Annotated in this window: 15 protein-coding genes; 5 read left to right on the top strand and 10 right to left on the bottom strand. The window is 68.9% G+C overall.

Features of this window, described 5'->3' with window-relative positions; genetic code table 11:
- The first annotated feature begins 482 nt into the window (after nucleotides 1-482).
- On the top strand, nucleotides 483-1502 hold the full coding sequence (ligD, locus tag ACIBU0_RS04510; RefSeq protein ID WP_398811482.1) for a non-homologous end-joining DNA ligase: 1020 nt from the start codon (nucleotides 483-485) through the stop codon (nucleotides 1500-1502).
- The gene (locus ACIBU0_RS04505; protein WP_398811776.1) at nucleotides 1432-2400 is read left to right on the top strand and encodes a DNA polymerase domain-containing protein; all 969 of its coding nucleotides are present in this window, start codon (nucleotides 1432-1434) and stop codon (nucleotides 2398-2400) included. Before ligD ends, ACIBU0_RS04505 begins: the two co-directional genes overlap by 71 nt.
- Here ACIBU0_RS04505 and ACIBU0_RS04500 read toward each other — a convergent pair.
- Both ACIBU0_RS04500 and ACIBU0_RS04495 read right to left on the bottom strand, forming a co-directional pair.
- On the bottom strand, nucleotides 2381-2584 hold the full coding sequence (locus ACIBU0_RS04500) for a hypothetical protein (RefSeq protein WP_398811479.1): 204 nt from the start codon (nucleotides 2582-2584) through the stop codon (nucleotides 2381-2383). The two genes, ACIBU0_RS04505 and ACIBU0_RS04500, sit on opposite strands and share 20 nt — an antisense overlap.
- Before the next feature lie 1162 nt (nucleotides 2585-3746).
- Nucleotides 3747-4889 (bottom strand): acetate/propionate family kinase, encoded by a 1143-nt coding sequence (locus ACIBU0_RS04495; RefSeq protein WP_398811477.1) that lies wholly within the window; start codon nucleotides 4887-4889, stop codon nucleotides 3747-3749.
- Nucleotides 4890-5413: 524 nt separating this feature from the next.
- Between ACIBU0_RS04495 and ACIBU0_RS04490 the strand changes: the two genes are divergently transcribed.
- Complete coding sequence (locus tag ACIBU0_RS04490; protein WP_398811474.1) at nucleotides 5414-5941, top strand: phosphate-starvation-inducible PsiE family protein; 528 nt, start codon at nucleotides 5414-5416, stop codon at nucleotides 5939-5941.
- Here the strand turns inward: ACIBU0_RS04490 and ACIBU0_RS04485 are convergent.
- Nucleotides 5915-8092, bottom strand: a complete 2178-nt coding sequence (locus ACIBU0_RS04485) for an FUSC family protein (protein WP_398811472.1) — start codon at nucleotides 8090-8092, stop codon at nucleotides 5915-5917. The two genes, ACIBU0_RS04490 and ACIBU0_RS04485, sit on opposite strands and share 27 nt — an antisense overlap.
- Nucleotides 8093-8530: 438 nt before the next feature.
- Complete coding sequence (locus ACIBU0_RS04480; RefSeq protein WP_398811469.1) at nucleotides 8531-9652, bottom strand: hypothetical protein; 1122 nt, start codon at nucleotides 9650-9652, stop codon at nucleotides 8531-8533.
- A gap of 613 nt (nucleotides 9653-10265) precedes the next feature.
- Here ACIBU0_RS04480 and ACIBU0_RS04475 point away from each other — a divergent pair.
- Both ACIBU0_RS04475 and ACIBU0_RS04470 read left to right on the top strand, forming a co-directional pair.
- A complete protein-coding gene (locus tag ACIBU0_RS04475) occupies nucleotides 10266-10715 on the top strand; it encodes a DUF1931 family protein (RefSeq protein ID WP_398811466.1) in 450 nt (149 codons plus the stop codon).
- A gap of 487 nt (nucleotides 10716-11202) precedes the next feature.
- Complete coding sequence (locus ACIBU0_RS04470) at nucleotides 11203-12396, top strand: PP2C family protein-serine/threonine phosphatase (RefSeq protein ID WP_398811463.1); 1194 nt, start codon at nucleotides 11203-11205, stop codon at nucleotides 12394-12396.
- 46 nt (nucleotides 12397-12442) lie between these two features.
- On the opposite strand, the gene ACIBU0_RS04465 is transcribed toward ACIBU0_RS04470, so the two are convergent.
- The 6 genes from ACIBU0_RS04465 to ACIBU0_RS04440 form a co-directional block, all read right to left on the bottom strand.
- Nucleotides 12443-12838, bottom strand: coding sequence for a DUF2267 domain-containing protein (locus tag ACIBU0_RS04465; RefSeq protein WP_391828781.1), 396 nt, complete (start codon nucleotides 12836-12838; stop codon nucleotides 12443-12445).
- A gap of 71 nt (nucleotides 12839-12909) precedes the next feature.
- Complete coding sequence (locus ACIBU0_RS04460) at nucleotides 12910-13302, bottom strand: DUF2267 domain-containing protein (protein WP_391780960.1); 393 nt, start codon at nucleotides 13300-13302, stop codon at nucleotides 12910-12912.
- 21 nt (nucleotides 13303-13323) lie between these two features.
- The gene (locus ACIBU0_RS04455; protein WP_398811459.1) at nucleotides 13324-15255 is read right to left on the bottom strand and encodes an MFS transporter; all 1932 of its coding nucleotides are present in this window, start codon (nucleotides 15253-15255) and stop codon (nucleotides 13324-13326) included.
- Between the two features lie 474 nt (nucleotides 15256-15729).
- Nucleotides 15730-16227: an Hsp20/alpha crystallin family protein gene (locus tag ACIBU0_RS04450; RefSeq protein WP_398811456.1), complete on the bottom strand. Its 498-nt coding sequence runs from the start codon at nucleotides 16225-16227 to the stop codon at nucleotides 15730-15732.
- 52 nt (nucleotides 16228-16279) lie between these two features.
- Complete coding sequence (locus ACIBU0_RS04445; RefSeq protein ID WP_398811453.1) at nucleotides 16280-18061, bottom strand: FAD-dependent oxidoreductase; 1782 nt, start codon at nucleotides 18059-18061, stop codon at nucleotides 16280-16282.
- Nucleotides 18061-18324 carry a UBP-type zinc finger domain-containing protein gene (locus ACIBU0_RS04440; protein ID WP_398811450.1) on the bottom strand — a complete coding sequence of 88 codons (264 nt, stop codon included), beginning with the start codon at nucleotides 18322-18324 and terminating at the stop codon, nucleotides 18061-18063. The genes ACIBU0_RS04445 and ACIBU0_RS04440 overlap by 1 nt, the downstream gene beginning before the upstream one ends.
- Nucleotides 18325-18328 lie beyond the last annotated feature (4 nt).

Genomic DNA, 18328 nt, shown 5'->3' with positions numbered 1-18328 from the left:
CGTAGTTCGCAACGTATCGCTCCGAACGAACCGGTCGGGGCAGGGTGCACGCGCGGCACTCAGGCGGCGACGGCGTGGCCCTCGCCTCCATCTCCCTCTTGCGGACCAAACTCTTCGCTGCTCAGGCGCCTCCTCCGCTCGGATGCTGCTACTGCGACAAAAGGCGCCGCGGGACTCGGTTCGAGTTCCACCGATGACTCGTAGCAATCACGGGCAGCACCTTGTGCGGCGAGCCGAGCCCGGTGAAGACCGGGTTGAGACTCGGCCCGACCCGACAGCGTTTGCTGCTGGCCCGAAGGGGGAGACGGCAGGAGGCGAGGCAGCAAGAGAGCCGTGCACACGCCTTGAGCGTGCCGGGGAGCGAGGTGTGGCTGTCGCGGATTCCAGGCGCCACGGGACCCCCTGCGAATGCCTTCGGCCGGCTTTTGGCCGGTTGTCGTGCGGGATTCCCGCACACGCCCGGCTTTGAAGGGAGCCTCACGATGCCCGCTCACAACCTCCTGGACGGCTTGTCCGGGGAGGAACGCGAGCAGTTGCGGCCGGCGACCGGACACGTCCCGAAGCCCATGCTTGCCACGCTGACCAACACCCCGTTCTCCGACCCTGCCTGGATCTACGAGCGGAAATACGACGGAGAGCGGTGCCTGGGCGCGCGAGACGGAGCGGGAACCCGGATGCTCTCCAGAAGCGGCCGATCACTGACCGCGACCTACCCCGAAGCGGCGGATGCCCTGGCTCGCCAGCCCTGCGACGACTTCGTGGTCGACGGCGAGGTCGTCGCCTTCGAAGGCAACCGGACCAGCTTCGCCCTGCTCCAGCAGCGCATGGGCATCACGAATGAACGCCAGGCCCGGGCCAGCCGGATCGCGATCACCTACTACGTGTTCGATCTGCTGCGCCTTGACGGGCAGGATCTCACCGGCCTGCCACTGCGAACCCGCAAGGCCCTGCTCCGCCGTGCCCTGACATACACCTCCCCTCTGCGCTTCGCCACCCACCGCAACAGCACCGGTGAGGTGTACCTGCGCAAGGCATGCGAGTGGGGGTGGGAGGGTCTGATCGCCAAACGGGCCGACAGCAGGTACGTGTCCCGTCGGTCCACGGACTGGCTGAAGTTCAAATGCGGCAAGCGGCAGGAGTTCGTGATCGGCGGCTTCACCGAGCCGGAGGGCGAGCGCGTCGGATTCGGTGCCCTGCTGGTCGGCTACTACGAAGGCCGGCGCCTGGTATACGCGGGAAAGGTCGGCACCGGCTACGACCGCAACACTCTGACGAGCCTGCGCAAGCGGCTGGATGCCCTGGAATGCGAAGAGCAGCCGTTCGCCGGACAGACCGTACGGGAACGCGGCGCCCACTGGGTCCGTCCCGAACTTGTCGCAGAGATCGGCTTCACCGAGTGGACCGGCAGCGGCAAACTGCGCCACCCGCGCTATCTCGGCCTGCGGACCGACAAGCCCGCCACCCAAGTCGTCAGGGAACGGCCGAGAGGAGGAAAGGAATGAGCAGGGCAGCGAAAGAGGAGATCCGGATCGGCGGGCGCAGCGTTCCCCCGAGGACGGCATCACCAAGGCCGAGTTCGTCAACTACTACCGCACCGTCAGCCGCCTCATGCTCCCGCACCTCCGGGGGCGCCCCCTGGTGATGGAACGCCACCCGGACGGCTACCGCGGAAGGTCCTTCATCCACAAGGACGTGCCCGACTACTTCCCCGACTGGATCCATCGCCGGGAAGTCCCCAAGGAAGGCGGCACCGTGACCATGATGGTCTGCGACGACACCGCCACCCTCGCCTATCTCGCCAACCAGTCACGCATCACCCCGCACCCTTGGCTCGCCCGCGCCGACCGCCTCGACTGCCCCGACCGGCTGGTGTTCGACCTCGACCCGCCAGGCGACGACTTCGAGATCGTCCGATGGACCGCCCGGCGACTCCGCGACCTCCTCACCGGCCTCGGGCTGGCGCCCGCGGTGATGACCACCGGCTCCCGCGGACTGCACCTGCTGGTCCTGCTCGACCGGCGCACCGACTTCGACACCGCCCGCGCCTTCGCCCGCAGCGCCGCCGACCTGCTGGCCGCCCGCCACCCCGACAAACTGACCACCGCACCCCGCAAGGACAAACGCCGCGGCCGGCTCAACCTCGACACTCAACGCAACGCCTACGCCCAGACCTCAGTCGCCCCCTACGCCGTGCGCCCGCCCCCACGCCCCCATCGCTACCCCGTGACCTGGGACGAACTCGACGACCCAGAACTCGGCCCGCAACGATGGACACTGCGCAGCCTGCACGACCGTCTTTCCGACCGGGGCGATGCCTGGAAGGAGCTCAGCCGCTGCCGACGCTCCCTGGCCGGGGCCAGGCGGCGCCTCGACGCACTTGTCAACGAGGAAGCTGCGTGACCGCGCCCGGCAGGCCGGCGTCGGTTCCGACGGCATCGGCGGAGGCGTCGGCGGTGGCCGGGTCGGCGCCGAGCTCGATCAGGTCCGAGCGGATGTGGCGTTTGCGCAGCTCGATCGCCTTGTCCGGGTCGTCGATGTCCCGGGAAGTGTGCACGTAGACGGAGGCGTGGGCCGGGCCTGGCATACAGGGAGTCGATCACCGAGTAGCCAGGTCAGAAACCGCAATCGCCGCGGCGCGCGCGAAAGGCACCACGGCGAGACCTATCTGATCGAGCCGCTGACGGGAACACATTCACGCAAAGGCCAAGCGAGGGCCGATACCCAGGGGGCAAATCTCATCACGTGAGCAGATCCTGTCCATTTCGGCATCTCGCTGCATAGCATTCCGCCCGTCAGAGGAGAGTCGATGGGTGAACACGTTCACGTCCGCATTTGGGACGGCATGAGTGTCAGCGACGGCGGCGACTTGATCGAGCTGTTTCACTGCCGTTGTGGTGCCATGTGGAGCAGGACGCACCGGGTGGACGAAGGACCTCCCGAGGAGTGAGCACGGGCACGGGTGGCGGCCGGGTCAGCCGCCGCTGTCGTGGGTGAGGTCGCCCGGGTCCGCCGGTGTGGCCAGGGGGGCGCAGCCCCGCCGAGACCGAGTGTTCGGAAATGTGTCAGGGCATCACGCGGTGGGTCGACGTCACTGCCGACGTCAGCGAGGTGCTTGCTTGCCACGATGGAGCGTCAGCAGGTCAAGCGTCTGCCGGTGATCGACGAAGACGCTGGTCGGCATGATCAGCGACATCGCCCAGCACCTCAACGAGCATCGGATCGCCGAGTTCGCCGAGCGGGTGTACGCCGCCGCCTGAACACCCTCGGCCGCATGGTCGGCCGGGCGACGGCACCGTCCGTCGCCCGGCTGAGCGTTGCATGAAACCCCAGCCGTCCGAGGTGGAACAGCCGCTGGATCCGATCCGTCCGCGCTTGGCAGCATCCGAGGAGTGGTGATCAGGACGCGTCCCGGTGCGAGGGATCCGCGGTGTCTTGCGCCCAGTCGACGGACACCGGCTGGAGCCGTGCCTTGGTGCGCAGGGTGTCGACCATGTCGTCCAGGTCCAGGAGCGCTCGCCCGAGGTGACGCCGGATGAGGGCCCGGGCGGGCCCGCCCGGGAGATCAGGTCGGCTGGTGACCGGCCTCGGTACTGGTAGGCCGCGTATTCGACTGTCCCAATACTGGGCGGAGCACGGCCCGCTGATGACCCTACAGACGTCGCTCCTCCGTGCTGTCCTGGTACAGGAGGCCGGTTCTTTGCGCGGGCCCAGGCAAGTGTGGATGTGCCAGCAGTTGCCTTGGCCAGTCACATGCCGAGCAGCCGTCGGGTCTCGGCGGCGATCTGCTGTGTCTCGCCGGTTGCGACTACGAGGACCGGGACACCTTTCCCCGCCTGATCGATGCGTAGGAGGCCTTCCCGCATCAAATCGTCCAGTTCGGGGACGAGCAGCCCGCCTCGTACACCGAGAACAGTCAGGGCCGAGCAGATCTCCTCGCGTATCTCGGGTTGGTCTTCGCCGATTTCCCCGGTGAAGACCAGCGCGTCCAGCTGGTCCAGCGAGGTGGCCATCGAGGCGATGCCCCTGCGGCAGCTGAGTGTGAACGTCGCCAGCGCCAACGCGGCCGCGGTATCACCCTCTGCGCGGGCGCGCACCAGGTCCCGGGTGTCTCCCGAGGTACCGGAGAGGCCGAGCAGACCGGAATGCCGGTGGAGTGTGTCATCCAATTCGTCTGTGCTCAGACCGTGCCGCCGCTGCAGCCACAGCAGCGCGCCGGGGTCGAGGCTGCCGCTGCGCCGGCTCATCACCAGGCCTTCTAGCGGAGTGAGGCCCATGGTGGTGTCCACGCTGCGTCCGTTCCGGACGGCGCACGCCGAGCAGCCACCGCCCATGTGCACGAGCACGACCTGGAGGTTGTCGACGGGTCGGCCCAGGGCCTGCGCCGTCCTCTGCAGTGCCCACGAGTAGGAAAGCCCGTGGAAGCCGTACCGGCGCAGCCCGTATTCGGCTCGCCATCGCTCCGGCACGGCGTACGTGCGCGCCTGTGCCGGCAGATCCTTGTGAAAGACAGTGTCAAAGCAGACGACATGAGGAACGTCAGGCAGGAGTTCTCGTGCGGCATCCACCATGTGCAGGGCAGGGGTCACGTGCAGTGGCGCAAGATCGGCGACGTCCGCCAGCAGAGCCCGTACGCGTGCGTCGATCAGCGTATGTCCAGTCAGGTGCGGGCCGCTGTGGACGATGCGGTGACCAACCGCCGCAGGAGCGGGCACCTCGCTGAGGAAGTTCCGCAGTTCCGCCACCGCAGCAGGCCCCGGCGACTCCGAGGCGTCTCGATCCGCCACCCGTTCACCGTCCGCCGCGAACAGAGCGATGTGAAGGCTGGAAGAGCCGGCATCGAGGACCAGTACGTGACCATTACGGCTCTCGTGGGAGCGGTCAGCACTCATCACACACCTCCAGTGCACTCGCGTCCTCCGGCACGGTGCGCCTGCCACGGAGTGCGACCCTGTGCTCAGGGTCGGCCTCGGTACGGACCGGGTTGTGCTCCGCCCGGCTCGGCAGGTCGGTGAGGACGACGCCGATGTCCCAATTCCCTCCTGCAGGCGGGTGCCGACGTTTCGGCCTCATCGGACACGGGGACCTGCTCGTTGGCTGCCTGGGGCACTGTCGGTGTCCGGCTGCCAGCGATGGCCCCTGGCGGTGCGGCGGAGGGGTTCCTCCCGCAGGCCGGAGGCGAAGTCCCGGGCCGTCTCCAAGTAGACCCCGGGTCGGCGCCAGGACGGGCCGCAGGTTTCTGCCGTTCGTGTCCGCGTCGGGCTGCCTCATAGCCCTTGTCCTGCCGCCTGGTAGGCCTCGGTGATGTCGCGCCTCGCCGCTTCCCCCCAGGCTGCCACCACAGGGAGGGGTCCGCTCGTCCACCTGTTCGGCAGCACGCCGCGCCTGCGGGCCGGGGCACCCGTAGCATGCGAATGTGCGACCCATTCTCCCGAAGCTCGAGGGCGGCCGGGTGCAGGGCCTCCTACAGCTCATCGAGGACAGCATCCACCTCGTCGTCGCGGCGCTTCTCGTACTGCTCGCGGGGCTCTTGACCGTCGAGGTCGTCCACGACGTCATCAGGTCGATCCAGGGGCCGTACCGCGCGGAGACGGTCGTTCTCTCCGCCCTGGACAGCAGCCTGGTGCTGTTCATCGTGGCCGAGCTGCTCCACACCGTCCGCCTCACCATCAGGAACCGGACCCTCGACGCGGAGCCGTTCCTCGTTGTCGGTCTGATCGCCGGCATCCGCAAGGTGCTCATCGTGACGGCCGAGGCGGAGAAGTCCTTCCGCTGGAACCCCGAGGGGATCGAACTGCTCATCTTGGCGGGGCTGATCCTCGTGATGGCGACAGCGGTGTACGTGTGGCGGCGCTCGACGCGGCCGGGAGACTACTTCCGGCCTCAGGAGGCGCGGCGCTCCCCGTCGCCGGAGCCGTCACCCACCCCGGTGCGCGGGTCCTGATCCGTCACCTTCCGCAGCCACGGCCTCCCGTACTCGTTGCTCCTCGCGAGCGGAGCCGACGTCCCGTTCCAGGGCGGTGCGGCTTACGGCTGTCGTGAGGTCCTCCAGGGCCCGTTTCTGCAGTTCCGCCCCGCGCCGTAGGACCGGGCTCCGCTCCCGGGCGGCGACGCCCTCCCACGCGTGGAGCGCCTCCTCCACACGCCCCCAGTCCGGATTCCTGTGCTCGCGCACGGCGACTGCCGCCTGCGCGGTGTCCGTCTCCAGGGCCTCGGCGAACTGCTCCGCCTCGGGGACGACACGGCTGTCGGCCCGCGGGACGTGGCTCTCCATGAGCATCGCCGCCCGGCCGAACCCCTTGAGCGCCTCCTGCGCCTCCTGCACCTCGCGCGACGTCAGCCCCCTGGGGCGGACCGGTTCCTGCCTTGCCTGGTCGTAGGCCTCCTGCCAGGCGGCACGTGCCGATCTGCTCTCCAGGAGGGCCCTGCGCATGTCGGCGCGATGCTCCCGGGTGGGTTCGGCGTAGGTGCGGAGCACGGCGGCCGCATAGCGGCCGTTGGCGGCGAGCCAGTCCGCGAGCCGGCTCGGCAGCCGGGGTGTCTCCCATGCGGGGAACACCACGTACGCCAGCATGGCCAGGGCCCCGCCGAGCAGGGTGAGCACCACCCGCTCCGGTACTGTCTGCTCCCATGCCTGGCCGCCCATGCCGAGCAGGAAGACGACGTACGCGGCCGTGAAGCACTGGGAGTAGGCGTAGCCGGTCCGGATCAACGTGTACGACAGGCCCGCCGAGACCACCGCCAGCGCGCCGAACACCTGGGCGTCCGGGGCCAGGGCCCGCACCATGCCGGTGGCGAGCGCGACCCCCGATAGGGTCCCGGCGAGGCGGGCCACCGCACGCGCGTAGGTCCGGTGGAAGTCCGGCCGCATCACCATCACCGAGGCGATGGGCGCCCAGTAGCCGTGGCCGAGGGGGAGCCGGGCGGCGATCAGATAGCCGAGCGTGGCCACCGCCGCCAGGCGGACGGCGTGCCGGAATACGGGGGAGTCCCTGCGGAGCTCACGGCGGACCGCCCGGACGACGACCGGGACCAGCCGGAACATTGTCGGGCGCACCAGGAACTGGGCGCTCGCGGGGCCGGGCGGTGTGGGCGCATTCCCGCGTGCGCCGCCGCTCCCGGCGATTTCCAACGCCTCGCCGAGCAGTTCCACGAGCTGTTCGGCGGCCTGCCGGGCGGGCCCTTCCAGCACCTCGTGCTCCTCGTTGACGCGCAGGACGTCTGCGCTCCCGGGGGGCACCTCGGCGGGAGTGCCGCGGCGGATCGAACGGGCGGCCGCGTCCAGGACGTCGGCGGCCGCGTTGAGCAACTCCCGTGCGCGGTCCCGCCCGGGTCCCTCCGGCGGGGCGCCGACGTCCGGGTCGGCGAGCGCGGCGACGACCGGCCGAATGCGCTCGGCGAGGCCCCGGGGGCCGTGGAGGACGGGGGGACGGGTGCGGGCCTGTGACGGCGTCACGGCCGCCGCGTCCCGGGCCGTCATCAACGGCTCCGGGTCGAACGGGGCGGTCGGGTCGTGCCGCAACCGGCGGGCGTAGTCGGCCACGGCGGCCAGGGCGTCGGCGAGCGCGTCACGGTGCGCCCCCCAACGGCGGATCGGGAACAGCAGGATTAGCACGGCCTGCACCACGCCCCCGAGCGCGATGCTCCCGGCGTGCTCCAGGGCTCGCCCGACGCTCGTAGGCAGTGTGATGGTCACCAGCATGCTGCCGACGGTCGTCGCTGCGACGATCCCGGCGGTCGATCCGACAGCCCACGCCATCCCCGCGGCAAAGGCCCATACGGCCAGCAGTGGGAGGAACGTCACGAGTCGCCCCGCCGCCAGGTAGCCCACGAACGTGCTGAGCGCGAGACCCGCGCCTGCGCCGAGCGCGATCACCTTGCGTGGACGCCAGGTGCGCTGGAAGGTGGCCCCACCCGCGGAGTAGGCACCGAGGGCGGCGGACGCGGCGTACGCAGGGGAGACCAGCCATAGCGCCGGCCCGATGACGATCGCCACGCCGGCGGCCGTGCGCAGCGCGAGCAGGGGCTCCAGCCGCGTCTCCTCGATCGTGAGCCCGGATCTCGCGGCCTCCCCGAAGGCCCGCAGCCACGTCACGGGCGTGAGCCTAGCCGGAACGCCCTGCTGGGTCGCGCCGGCCGCGCCGCCGCCTCCTGACGGCACCGCGCTCGGCGGGCGCGCGACCCCGGCTGGCCTACACCGACAAACCGGCACCCACGTACGGGGCGATCGATGCCACATCCCTAGCCCTGTTCAGCCCGTAGCGGTCGCAGCTCGACGTCGTCCTCGGTAGCCGATCGGGAATGGTCGGCGGGGGTCGCGAAGCGGCTGAAGAAGGGTGCCGGACCTGCCCTGCCGGGGGCCACACCCGCCCCATCATCGCCATGATCAGCCCGCCGGGCACATCGCGCTGCTACCGCCCATGCTCAGCCTGATGTGAGTCGCCCGCCGGCTGAGGGAAGCGGCCCAAGTTCAGCGGACGTGGGGTGGTCCGAGGGACCGCCGCCCGTAGGAGCCATTTGCGCCGGTAGCGGTTCACTTCGAGGGCTGGTCGCCTTGGAGGGCGTGGCGACGTTCCTGTTCGCGCTTGGAGTAGGCGGCTGCCCGGATCGCCTCGTCGCTCTCCAGGCCTGATCCCAGCGCGCCGCCCACGGTGGCGACCGAAGCGACGAACCAGGACAACGTCCAGTACTCCTCGGCGTGCAGTGGGTTTCGTGTCACGGAAGCGAACAGTTGGTCGTTGAGGATGAACAGCGCCCACACCAAGTTGATGACCATCAAACCCACGTAGCAGACGAGCACCCCGATCCCCACGGTCACGACCGTCGAGGCGTTGTAGAGCCGCGCCCGCTGCCTCGCATCCGGCGAGCTCTCTGGTGATCGATGCCACAGCTCCGCGTCCACGATCAGCCAGCCGATCATGATCGCGACAGACCCGACCATGGCGATCACGAGGCGTGGCGTGCTCAGGGACGCGGCCAGGCTCCAGACGGTGGAGTTCACGGTGGCGACTGCTCCCGTGGCGAGTGCGGCCGCCAGGGCTTTCGACAAGCCCGGCACCAACCGCCACGGCCGGTTGGCGCGGACCATACCGACGAGCACTCGCAGGTAACCACGCGGCCCGCTGACGACGTACCGAAGATCGTCGGTCTCCTTCTCACCGGTTGGGCCCGGATGAATAGGCGCGAGACGATTGACGAAGGGCCACCGAAGCGGCTGACTTCGCGGAGCTTCTTCAGTCCCAGTGTTTTGCGGACCCGCCAAGCCCAGCACGGCTTCTTCGACGGCCCGCCGGGCCCTCGTCTGCAGCCGCAGGCCCCCCAGCGAGGGAAGGGAAAGCAGCGCCAAGCCGTGTTCGTGATTCAGATTCACAGCGAGCTTGCGCCCGTGTGAGTGCAGCGGAAGGTCGGTGAGGGCAACGACGATGTCCCACTTCTCCGCACTCGCACGGTCCATGATCCGGTTCATCAAGGTGGGCGGGTCTTCCGTCCCCGAGGTGAAGGGCTCACTGACCACCTCGACGTCGAACTGTCGCCTTTGGCCCGACTTGTCGGCGAGCCGAGCAGAAAGTGTCCGGGCCATGCGCTGCGCGATTTCCGTCGGCGCGTCCGGATCCGCCAGGAGAGCCACGACCGTAGCGCCCTGCGACACCCGCATGACGGACCCTCCTCGTCGGCTGCCCCGCGATCCCGATCCCAAGTGCCCGCAGACGCCGCCGAGGTAACGTCGATGCCGCGTGACACGCTGGCCTCCGCATGCAGGTGCAGGCGGTACGGCCGGATCTCCTCGTCTTTCCAGCTCAGGGCCTGGTCCCAGCACCTGGCCGCGATCGCGTCCGCCGGCGCCACCCGCTCAGGCATCGCCCCGGCTGGGAGAGTCCAGAACGCCTGCGAGGCTCAGCGCCTACGTCCTGCCGGCGTCGGGGCGGCTGGTAGGCGAGAGGTCCACCTCAACAGGGCCCGGGTGCTGTCCACTGGCCTCTCCCGAGTGGTCCCTGGCGTGTCCGCCACCGCGGCGTTCGGCCTCATCAGCAGCGGCATCTGGCGGACCCATTTCGTGGGGTCGCTCCGCGACGCCGTGGTCACCCTGCTGTCGATCCGCACGCCTGTCCGACCCTCCGGGCAGTCGCACGTCTGGGCCTGGCAGGGCAATACAGGGAGGCCGATTGAGCCCGGCATGCGCATGCGTTCGCGCGTCCCCGTCGGCCAGGCTGACTGGGAAGCCCAGGGGGCCGGGAGCCACCCGGCTCCCGCAGCCGGAGGTTGCCGTCATGACCGTGATGTCCATCGCCAGGTTCGAAAGGTTCTTCCGCGCGGCCGGGGGGTTGGACGTCGACAAGAACGATCTCAAGCGCTACAGCGACTTCGTCGACGCCAAGCTCTACGATCTGCTGACCGTCGCCCAGGCCAATGCCAAGGCCAACGGGCGCGACATCATCCGGACCTGTGACCTACCGATCACGAAAGGCCTGCAGGAGAGCATTCACCACTTCCGGAAGATCGACCAGGAAGTAGAACTCAAGCCGATCCTGGAACAGCTCGCCACCCACCCCGCTCTGGACCGCACACCCGACGAGGAGACCGAGGCGGCCTATCCGGACATCATCGGCGGACTCAGCCTGGCCCTTGCCCAGAGCTTCAAGATTCTCCATCCCGACCTGAAGAACCCCCAGACCCAGCACTGGGACGAGGCACGAGCCGTCTTCGACCTCCTGCTGTGAGTGGCGACCGGACCAGGCGGAGCGGGCCGTTGCCAAACACCGTCAGTGCGCTCTGCTTCCCCGACTGCCGCAACGATCCTGCTGGCCGTCCGTCGCAGGGCCTCGTCCACGTCCAGGGCGCTGCTGAGAGCGTTCGTGACCTCAACCGGCAGCGCCAGGCCGTCCCAGAGCCCGTGCTGCAGCGTCGTGTCCACGTCGAACTCTTCCTGCGGTGGAGCGGAACGCCCGCTGCGCGCTGGGTAAACATCCTTCGGGGTGGCTAACGCACGTGGTCGGTGAGCTGGCCGACACCGTGGCGGCCACTTGCCGGCTGCTGGAGCAGACCGCTGTGCGGATAGCGGGGACGACCTGCTGGTGTCGTCAGCCGATACCCGCTGCCCGACCGATGCGCAAGTGTAACCGCAGCACCCCAGGCTGATCGGCCCACATCTCGGGTGTCGGAGGGCTCAGATTGTGGCGGCTCAACCTCGCGGGGATCATCGAAGGCATGGACAGGAACGTGTCCAACGGGTCCGGTGAGCGGCTGCTGGAGGAGCTGGTCAGAGCAGCCCAGCTGGCGTCACCTGCGGAACTGCCCGTGGTCCTGAGCCGGTATGCCGAGGCCATGGGTCTGGGCAGGGCCGGCGTCTATCTGGTCGACCTCCAGCAAAGACTGCTGGTGCCGCTTGTCGAAGGCGAGCCGGAAGTGGACCTCGACACTTCGCTGGCCGGATGGGCCTACCGCACCGACTCTCTCCGAGTGGAAGAAGGCCCCTCCGGCGGGATGAACGTCTGGCTGCCCCTGGCCGACGGAGCGGAGCGGCTGGGCGTCGTGGAGCTGAACATGAGCACCTTGGACGGGCTCAAGCTACGGCGCTGCCGCACGATGGCGCTGCTCCTCGCGCTGATCATCACATCCAAGCGCACCTACAGCGACACCATCGCGCAGCGCATGCGTACCAGGCCGATGCACCTGCCCACGGAGATGGTCAGGGCATTTCTCCCTCCCCGGTCGATCGGCACCGGGCGGGTCGTGTCGACGGCGGTTCTGGAGCCTGCGTACGAACTGGGCGGCGATGCTTTCGATCATGCGTTCACCGAGGACGTTCTGCACGCCGCAATCCTTGACGGCATGGGGCACGATCTGGCGTCCGGACTTGCCACCTCTGTCGCCATGGCAGGCTGCCGTAACGCCCGGCGCAGCGGGGCAGACCTGAACGAACTCGTGGGCACCATGGACGATGCGTTGGCGAAGTGGCTTCCGGATCAGTTCTGCACGGGTGTCTTCACCCAGTTGCACATGCCCACCGGTGTGCTGCGCTGGTGCAACTGCGGCCACCCGGCTCCGTTGCTCATCCGTCGCCACCGCCTGCTCCATAAAGCCTTGGAGCGGCCGCCTGAGCCTCCTTTGGGTCTGCCCGCCAGTCTCGCCGAGACCGCCCGTCAGGTGTACGACGTCAGACTCGAACCCGGTGACCGAATACTGCTCTACTCGGACGGTGTCGTGGAGTCACGCGATGATGCAGGCAAAGAGTTCGGCCTGGAGCGCTTCACCGACTACATCATCCGGTCGACCGCAGCGGGCCAGAACGCCTCGGAAGTGCTGCGCCTGCTCATCCATGCCATCCTCGAGCATCGGCACGACAGACTCAGCGACGACGCCACGATTTTGATGTTCGAGTGGCAGCCCCCTGATCCGTGACCGCAACATCTGCAGTGGCCGGCGCACCCGACTGTCGACGCCCGGATCACGGTAGGAGCGTGGCAAACGAGTTCGGCACCCGGGATTTGAGGTGCTGCCATTCGCCGGCGCTCACATGGCGTTCCAGGGATTTCAGTACGGTGCGCACCAGCTTCTCGCTGCCGCCATCGACCGCATAGGGGAATTCGCTCCGGACTCGTGCAAAGAACTCCTCGTTGCTCATCTTCACGGGCGTCTCGGCCGGTTTCCAGCCGTCGTAGTAGACGCCTCTGACGATGGTCGGCAGCTGGGCACCGAACTGTACTGCCGTCTCGACCGGGAGACGATCCCGGAGCGGGTGCAGCACGGCCCGCAGTGCCGCGTACGACTGCTTGCGGCGGTCTTTGGGCCATTCGAAGGCCTCCTCGACGTCTTTGAGGAGCCGATTGGCCTTGTCCACCATGGTGTCGAACGAGGAGAAACCTGTATCAACCATTTCCGGGGCCTTTCGTTCTGGGCGCCGCGCCCACGGGCTCAGTCCGCGAGGTCGGCCTTGCCGAACAGGACCGCATAACTGGAGGGGAGCTGGCTGATGACCTGATTCAGCTCTCCGCCGGTCACAGCGTCGGCAACGGTGGTCAGGACGGCGCTGGCGTCCCACTGCGCAGTACGCGGCCGGGCGTTGGTGCGCTCGGCGACCCGGCGGTAGAACTCTTCGATCCCGAAGCTCCGCGCCTGCTGCGGCGTGGCATGGTCCAGAACTTGTCCCAGCGGGCCGGGCAGCTGGGATGCAAGGTCCTTGACCTCTCCCGGGCTGATCCGTTGGGCCAGCACTTCCAGCACGGCGTTGGTGACGTCCGCGGCTTCGTCCTGATCGTTGTATTCGCCTCGCTCGCGTACACGGGCGAGGAATCCGTCGTATTTCATCGCTGCCTCCTTTTGCCCCGGTCACCCCTGGTCATGGGGGCCGCTCGGTGCGCTGTCGGGCCGGCCGGGTCCGTCCGTCGGCGCGTAGCTGCCGTTGGCAAGGCTTCTGGCGCGGGACTCCTGCACGGATTCACGCAGGGCACGGCGGAAGCGCCCGGGGCCCCAGGAACGGCCATCCACGGCCTGTTCGAGTTGGTCGCGGCTGGTCGGGCCGGTTTCTCGGAGCGCGTGGGTGATCTGTTCGATCTCGTCGTCGAGGCGTTGTTCGGCCATGGCGGACGTACGGCTTGCTGTGCCCGCGGTGCCCGCCATCCCCGGCGAGTACAGGGTGCTGCCCGACCCGGTGCCCGGTCGGTAGCGGCGGGCTCCGGCGCGCTCCCGCTCCCGGCGGCGGGCGGTGCGGTCGGCGATCCGCAGTTCCCGCTCGTGCTCGGCGTGCCGGACGTGCGCGGGCCGGAGGCGGTCTCGTGCGTCCTGTGGCGCGGGCTCGTCGCGCCAGTCCGCCTCGGTTTCCTCAGCGGTGAGCGGCCGGGCAATGTTCTCCAGGGACTGTTGTTCGGCCCGGACGCCGAAAAAGACCTCGGCCAGCCCGCCCAGCGCCATGGCTGCCGCTCCGACGAGGAAGCCGATGGCCACCAGGCTGGCATCGCCAGTGTGAATCAAATGGCCGAACAGCAGTGGGCCGGTGATTCCGCCCACGGCCGTGCCGATCGCGAAGAACAGCGAGATGGACAGGGCTCGGGTCTCCATGGGGAAGACCTCGCTCACCGTCAGGTAGGCCGAGCTCGCTCCCGCGGACGCCACGAAGAAGGTCAGCGAGACCAGCAGGAAGAACCACCATGCGGTGAGGGAGCCGTTGATCAGAAGGACGGCGAGGACAGCTGCCACGGCTGCCGAGCCGAAGTATGTGCCCGCGATCATCGGCTTTCTGCCAACGGTGTCGAACAATCGGCCGAGAAGGAGTGGTCCGAGGAAATTGGCGATCGCGAAGATGGCAAGGAAGTAGGGGATCGAGCCGGAGCCGATGTCGAAGAAGCCGTTCAGGATCGTGCCCAGGTCGAAGACGATCGCGTTGTACAGGAACGCCTGTCCGACAAAGAGCGCCAGACCGAGAACGGCGCGACGCGGGTACCGCCGCAGAGCCACGCCGGCGATCTCCCGGAACGGGATGACGTCGCGCTGCCGTACGGTGACCGCCTCGCCCGGTTCCGGCAGCTCACGGCCGGTCTCCTGGTGTACCTCGGCCTCGATCCGGTCGACGATGCGTTCAGCCTCGTCTTCATGCCCGTGGATGAACAGCCAGCGCGGACTCTCCGGCACATGGCGGCGGACCAGCATGATGCCCAGGCCCAGAATGCCGCCCAGGCCGAAGGCCAGCCGCCAGCCGAGATCGGCCGCCAGCAGACTCTCGTTGAGAAGCAGCACGGCGACCAGGCTGCCGAGCGCCGCACCGACCCAGTAGCTGCCGTTGATGGCCAGATCCACCTGCCCGCGGTTCCGGGCCGGAATCAGCTCGTCGATGGCCGAGTTGATCGCGGCGTACTCTCCGCCGATGCCCATACCGGTGATGAAGCGGGCGAGATAGAGGTACCAGGCGTCGTGGGCGAACGCGGTCGCGACGGTGGCGAGGACGTAGATCCCGAGCGTGAGCATGAACAGCTTCTTGCGCCCGTAGCGGTCGGTGAGCCTCCCGAACAACAGAGCGCCCGCACATGCGCCTGCCACATAGATGGCGGCGGCAGTGCCGATGTCGGCGCTGGTCAGGTCGATGCCGCTGCCCGGCTCGGTCATACGGGCGGCAACCGCCCCGACGATCGTCACTTCGAGTCCGTCCAGAATCCAGACGGTTCCCAGACCGATGACGATCCGCCAGTGGAACCGGGACCACGGCAGCCGGTCAAGCCGGGCGGGGACCTTGGTGGTGACGATACCGAGCTCGCCAGTGGTGGTCATGCCACGCCTCCTCGTTCAGGGCCACGGGCTGTTGCCGGAAGAGGGACAGAACAGGCCGGACGGGACCGGTCCGCATAGGGTGGTCTTCCGTGCTGCGTTGCCACCTTCTGGGACACCGTTTCCGCTTTCTCCATGAGGGCGACACGATGCGCTGGCACTGCGCGCGTGGCTGCGGAGCGGAGGGAAGCAAGCGATATCCCACGGCCCAGGACGCCGAGCGTTACGCACGGGCCTTCGACCGCGAGGACCAGGAGGACATGGGCCGGCGAGCACCGCTGGGCCTGCTCCCCCTTCGGCTGCTGCGCGCCTGGCGCCTGCGGCGCCGAAAGCAAGCCGGTGGGCAGCCGCGTGCCGAGTCTCCACCGCGGTGAGGGCGTGTGATACGGGACGTCGTTCATGGGTCACCCCGGGTGCCGAGCATCGCCGGCCCGGCCGCGGTTCCGCACGTGCGTCCGGAACCGCGGCGTTTGCGGCTCAGCCGCCGCCCCCGGTGCTTTCACTCGTCTCGCTGATCTCGATGTGCCGGGGCTTTGCGACCTCGGCCTTGGGGACGGTGATGGTGAGCACCCCGTCCGACATCTGCGCATTGATCTTTTCGGTGTCGACCTCTCCGGGCAGCCGCAGCCGGTACTCGAAGGATCCGGTGCGGCGGGTGCTCCGGCGCAGGACTCCTTTGCGTTCCTTCTCCTTGATCTCTCCGGTGACCACCAGCTCCTGGCCGTTGGCTTCGACGTCGATGTCCTTGCTCTTGACGCCGGGGAGTTCGATCTCGACGTGGAAGGCGTCGTCGGACTCCGTGACATCCGCCAGGGGTGTCCACGCGACTGCGGGCGTCGCGCCTGCCACCGTGGATTCGATCAGTCCGCTCATTTCGCTGAGCAGTTGGTCGAACTCCGTCAGCGGATTGCGTGCCCAGCCGACGGGCCTGTCCTGCATTGCGCCACCGCGGTGGCGCCGGACGGGTGTGGTCATTCCCCTCGCCTCCTTCTCCTTCTCCTTCTTGTGATCTCGTGGTCGCTGGAGGTCATGCGAGCCAAGCAGACTCCTTCGGACGGGTGTGCGGGGAGCTGTCGGTACCGCCGGGGGCGGCCGTGTGGCCCAGGTAGCGGTGCACGAAGTGGATGCTCATCGCGCCTTCGCCGACCGCGGAGGCCACGCGCTTCACCGATCCGCTGCGGACGTCGCCGGCGGCGAAGACGCCGGGCATGCTGGTCTCCAACGTCAGGCAGTCGCGGCCCTGGCTCTGCCACAGCTCGGGAACGGAGCAGGCCTGCGCCTCCGCGCCGGTGAGCACGTAGCCGCGCGCGTCGAGGGCGAGCGCGCCGGACAGCCACTCGGTGTGAGGGGCGGCGCCGGTGAAGACGAAAAGGGCCCGCACCTCGAGGTGGCGGTGCTCGCCCGTACGGTGGTCGACCACGGTGACCGCCTCCAGCACCTTGTCGCCGAGTGCCTCGGTCACCTCGGTGCGCAGCAGCACGCGCACCCGCGGGTGGCGCTCGATCTGATCGATCAGGTAGCGGGACATGTGCGCCTCGAGGCTCGGCCCACGGACGAGCAGATACACCTGCGGTGCGTACCCGGCCAGAAAGAGCACGGCCTGGCCCGCGGAGTTGCCTCCGCCGACCACCGCCACCGGGTCGGTACGGCACTGCTGGGCCTCGTAGACGGTCGCCGAGTAGTGGACGCTCGTACCCTCCAACGGCTCGATGCCGGGCACATGGAGGCGGCGGTAGCGGGCGCCGGTGGCCAGGACGACGGTACGGGCGGTGACCTCGCTGCCGTCGGCGAAGCTGACGGCGTAGTGGCCGTCCCGCCGTTCGAGCCGGGCCGCCTCCGCCGGGACACTGATCCGGGCGCCGAACTTGCGCGCCTGTAGTACACCGCGCTCGGTGAGTTCGGCGCCGGAGATGCCGGAGGGGAAGCCGAAGCAGTTGTCGATGCGGGACGACGTCCCGGCCTGGCCCCCGGTGGCCATCGCCTCGACCACGGTGGTGCCCAGGCCCTCCGAGGCCGCGTTCACCGCGGCGGCGAGACCTGCCGGACCGCAGCCGACGACGAGGAGATCGCCGCCGTCGTTGCCCGATTCCAGAGACGGCAGGCCGATGAAGCGGGCCAGTTCGGCGTTGCTCGGATTGCGCAGCAGGGTCGTGTCCCGCCAGATGACCAGTGGCGTCTGCTCCGGACCGACCTCGAAGCGGCGCAGCAGCGCCTCGGCCTCCTCGTCCGTCTCCAGATCGATCCAGCGGTGCGGCAGCCGGTTGCGGGCGGCGAACTCGCGCAGCCGCCGGGTGTCGGGCGAATAGCGCGAACCGATGATGCGGAAACCGGCGCCCTGCCCGACGAGCAGAGCACGGCGGCCCAGGCAGGCGCGCAGCACCACATCACCAAGGGCGGAGTCCCGGGTCACCAGGTTACGCAGCTGATCCATGGACAGGGCAAGGATCTCGCCGGGGTCCCTGACCACGGCGGTGTAGAAGGCCACCTGTCCGTTCAGGAGGCCGAGTTCGCCGATGAAGCGGCCGGGGCCGTGGACACGCAGCAGGCGTTCGCCGGGTGTTCCGTAGCCCTCGACGATGGCGACCGAGCCACTGAGGACGACGTAGAACGTCTCGCATCGCTCCCCCTCCCGGATCAGCACGTCACCAACGTCAACCGCGCGCCGCCGGCCGTGCTGTGCCAGGCGGGCCATCTGGTCGTCCGACAGGCGGGGATAAGCGCCGTAGATGTCGGGAGTCTCGAAGGGGATGCTCTCCTCCGCCTCGTCCGGCACCGGCGCTGTGCCCGGCCGCGTCTCGTCGCTGGGCATCACACGAGCGCCTCGTGGACGTAGCACCACCGCCAGTTCTCGCCGGGCTCCAGCGACGCCACGATCGGATGGCCGTCGGCGGCGGCGTGACGGCGGGCGTGCCGGTTCGGCGAGGAGTCGCAGCAGCCGACGTGCCCGCAGGTCAGGCAGAGCCTGAGGTGGACCCAGGGGGAGCCGATCATCAGACACTCCTGACACCCTTCTGGGGTCAGCGGCTGGACCGGCCGGACGAGCGCGAGGTGGGGATCTGCGTGCAGGGTCATCCGG

The organism is Streptomyces sp. NPDC049627 (assembly GCF_044465645.1).
Classification (GTDB): domain Bacteria; phylum Actinomycetota; class Actinomycetes; order Streptomycetales; family Streptomycetaceae; genus Streptomyces.
The sequence above is the reverse complement of the archived record's forward strand: the minus strand, read 5'-3'. Positions and strand labels throughout refer to the sequence as shown.

What these genes read in the sequence shown, in the direction of transcription:
- ligD (WP_398811482.1), top strand. Translation starts at nt 483, where the DNA reads ATGCCCGCTCACAACCTCCTGGACGGCTTGTCCGGGGAGGAACGCGAG.
- ACIBU0_RS04500 (WP_398811479.1), bottom strand. Translation starts at nt 2,584, where the DNA reads ATGCCAGGCCCGGCCCACGCCTCCGTCTACGTGCACACTTCCCGGGAC.
- ACIBU0_RS04495 (WP_398811477.1), bottom strand. Translation starts at nt 4,889, where the DNA reads ATGAGTGCTGACCGCTCCCACGAGAGCCGTAATGGTCACGTACTGGTC.
- ACIBU0_RS04480 (WP_398811469.1), bottom strand. Translation starts at nt 9,652, where the DNA reads ATGCGGGTGTCGCAGGGCGCTACGGTCGTGGCTCTCCTGGCGGATCCG.
- ACIBU0_RS04475 (WP_398811466.1), top strand. Translation starts at nt 10,266, where the DNA reads ATGACCGTGATGTCCATCGCCAGGTTCGAAAGGTTCTTCCGCGCGGCC.
- ACIBU0_RS04470 (WP_398811463.1), top strand. Translation starts at nt 11,203, where the DNA reads ATGGACAGGAACGTGTCCAACGGGTCCGGTGAGCGGCTGCTGGAGGAG.
- ACIBU0_RS04465 (WP_391828781.1), bottom strand. Translation starts at nt 12,838, where the DNA reads ATGGTGGACAAGGCCAATCGGCTCCTCAAAGACGTCGAGGAGGCCTTC.
- ACIBU0_RS04460 (WP_391780960.1), bottom strand. Translation starts at nt 13,302, where the DNA reads ATGAAATACGACGGATTCCTCGCCCGTGTACGCGAGCGAGGCGAATAC.
- ACIBU0_RS04455 (WP_398811459.1), bottom strand. Translation starts at nt 15,255, where the DNA reads ATGACCACCACTGGCGAGCTCGGTATCGTCACCACCAAGGTCCCCGCC.
- ACIBU0_RS04450 (WP_398811456.1), bottom strand. Translation starts at nt 16,227, where the DNA reads ATGACCACACCCGTCCGGCGCCACCGCGGTGGCGCAATGCAGGACAGG.
- ACIBU0_RS04445 (WP_398811453.1), bottom strand. Translation starts at nt 18,061, where the DNA reads ATGCCCAGCGACGAGACGCGGCCGGGCACAGCGCCGGTGCCGGACGAG.
- ACIBU0_RS04440 (WP_398811450.1), bottom strand. Translation starts at nt 18,324, where the DNA reads ATGACCCTGCACGCAGATCCCCACCTCGCGCTCGTCCGGCCGGTCCAG.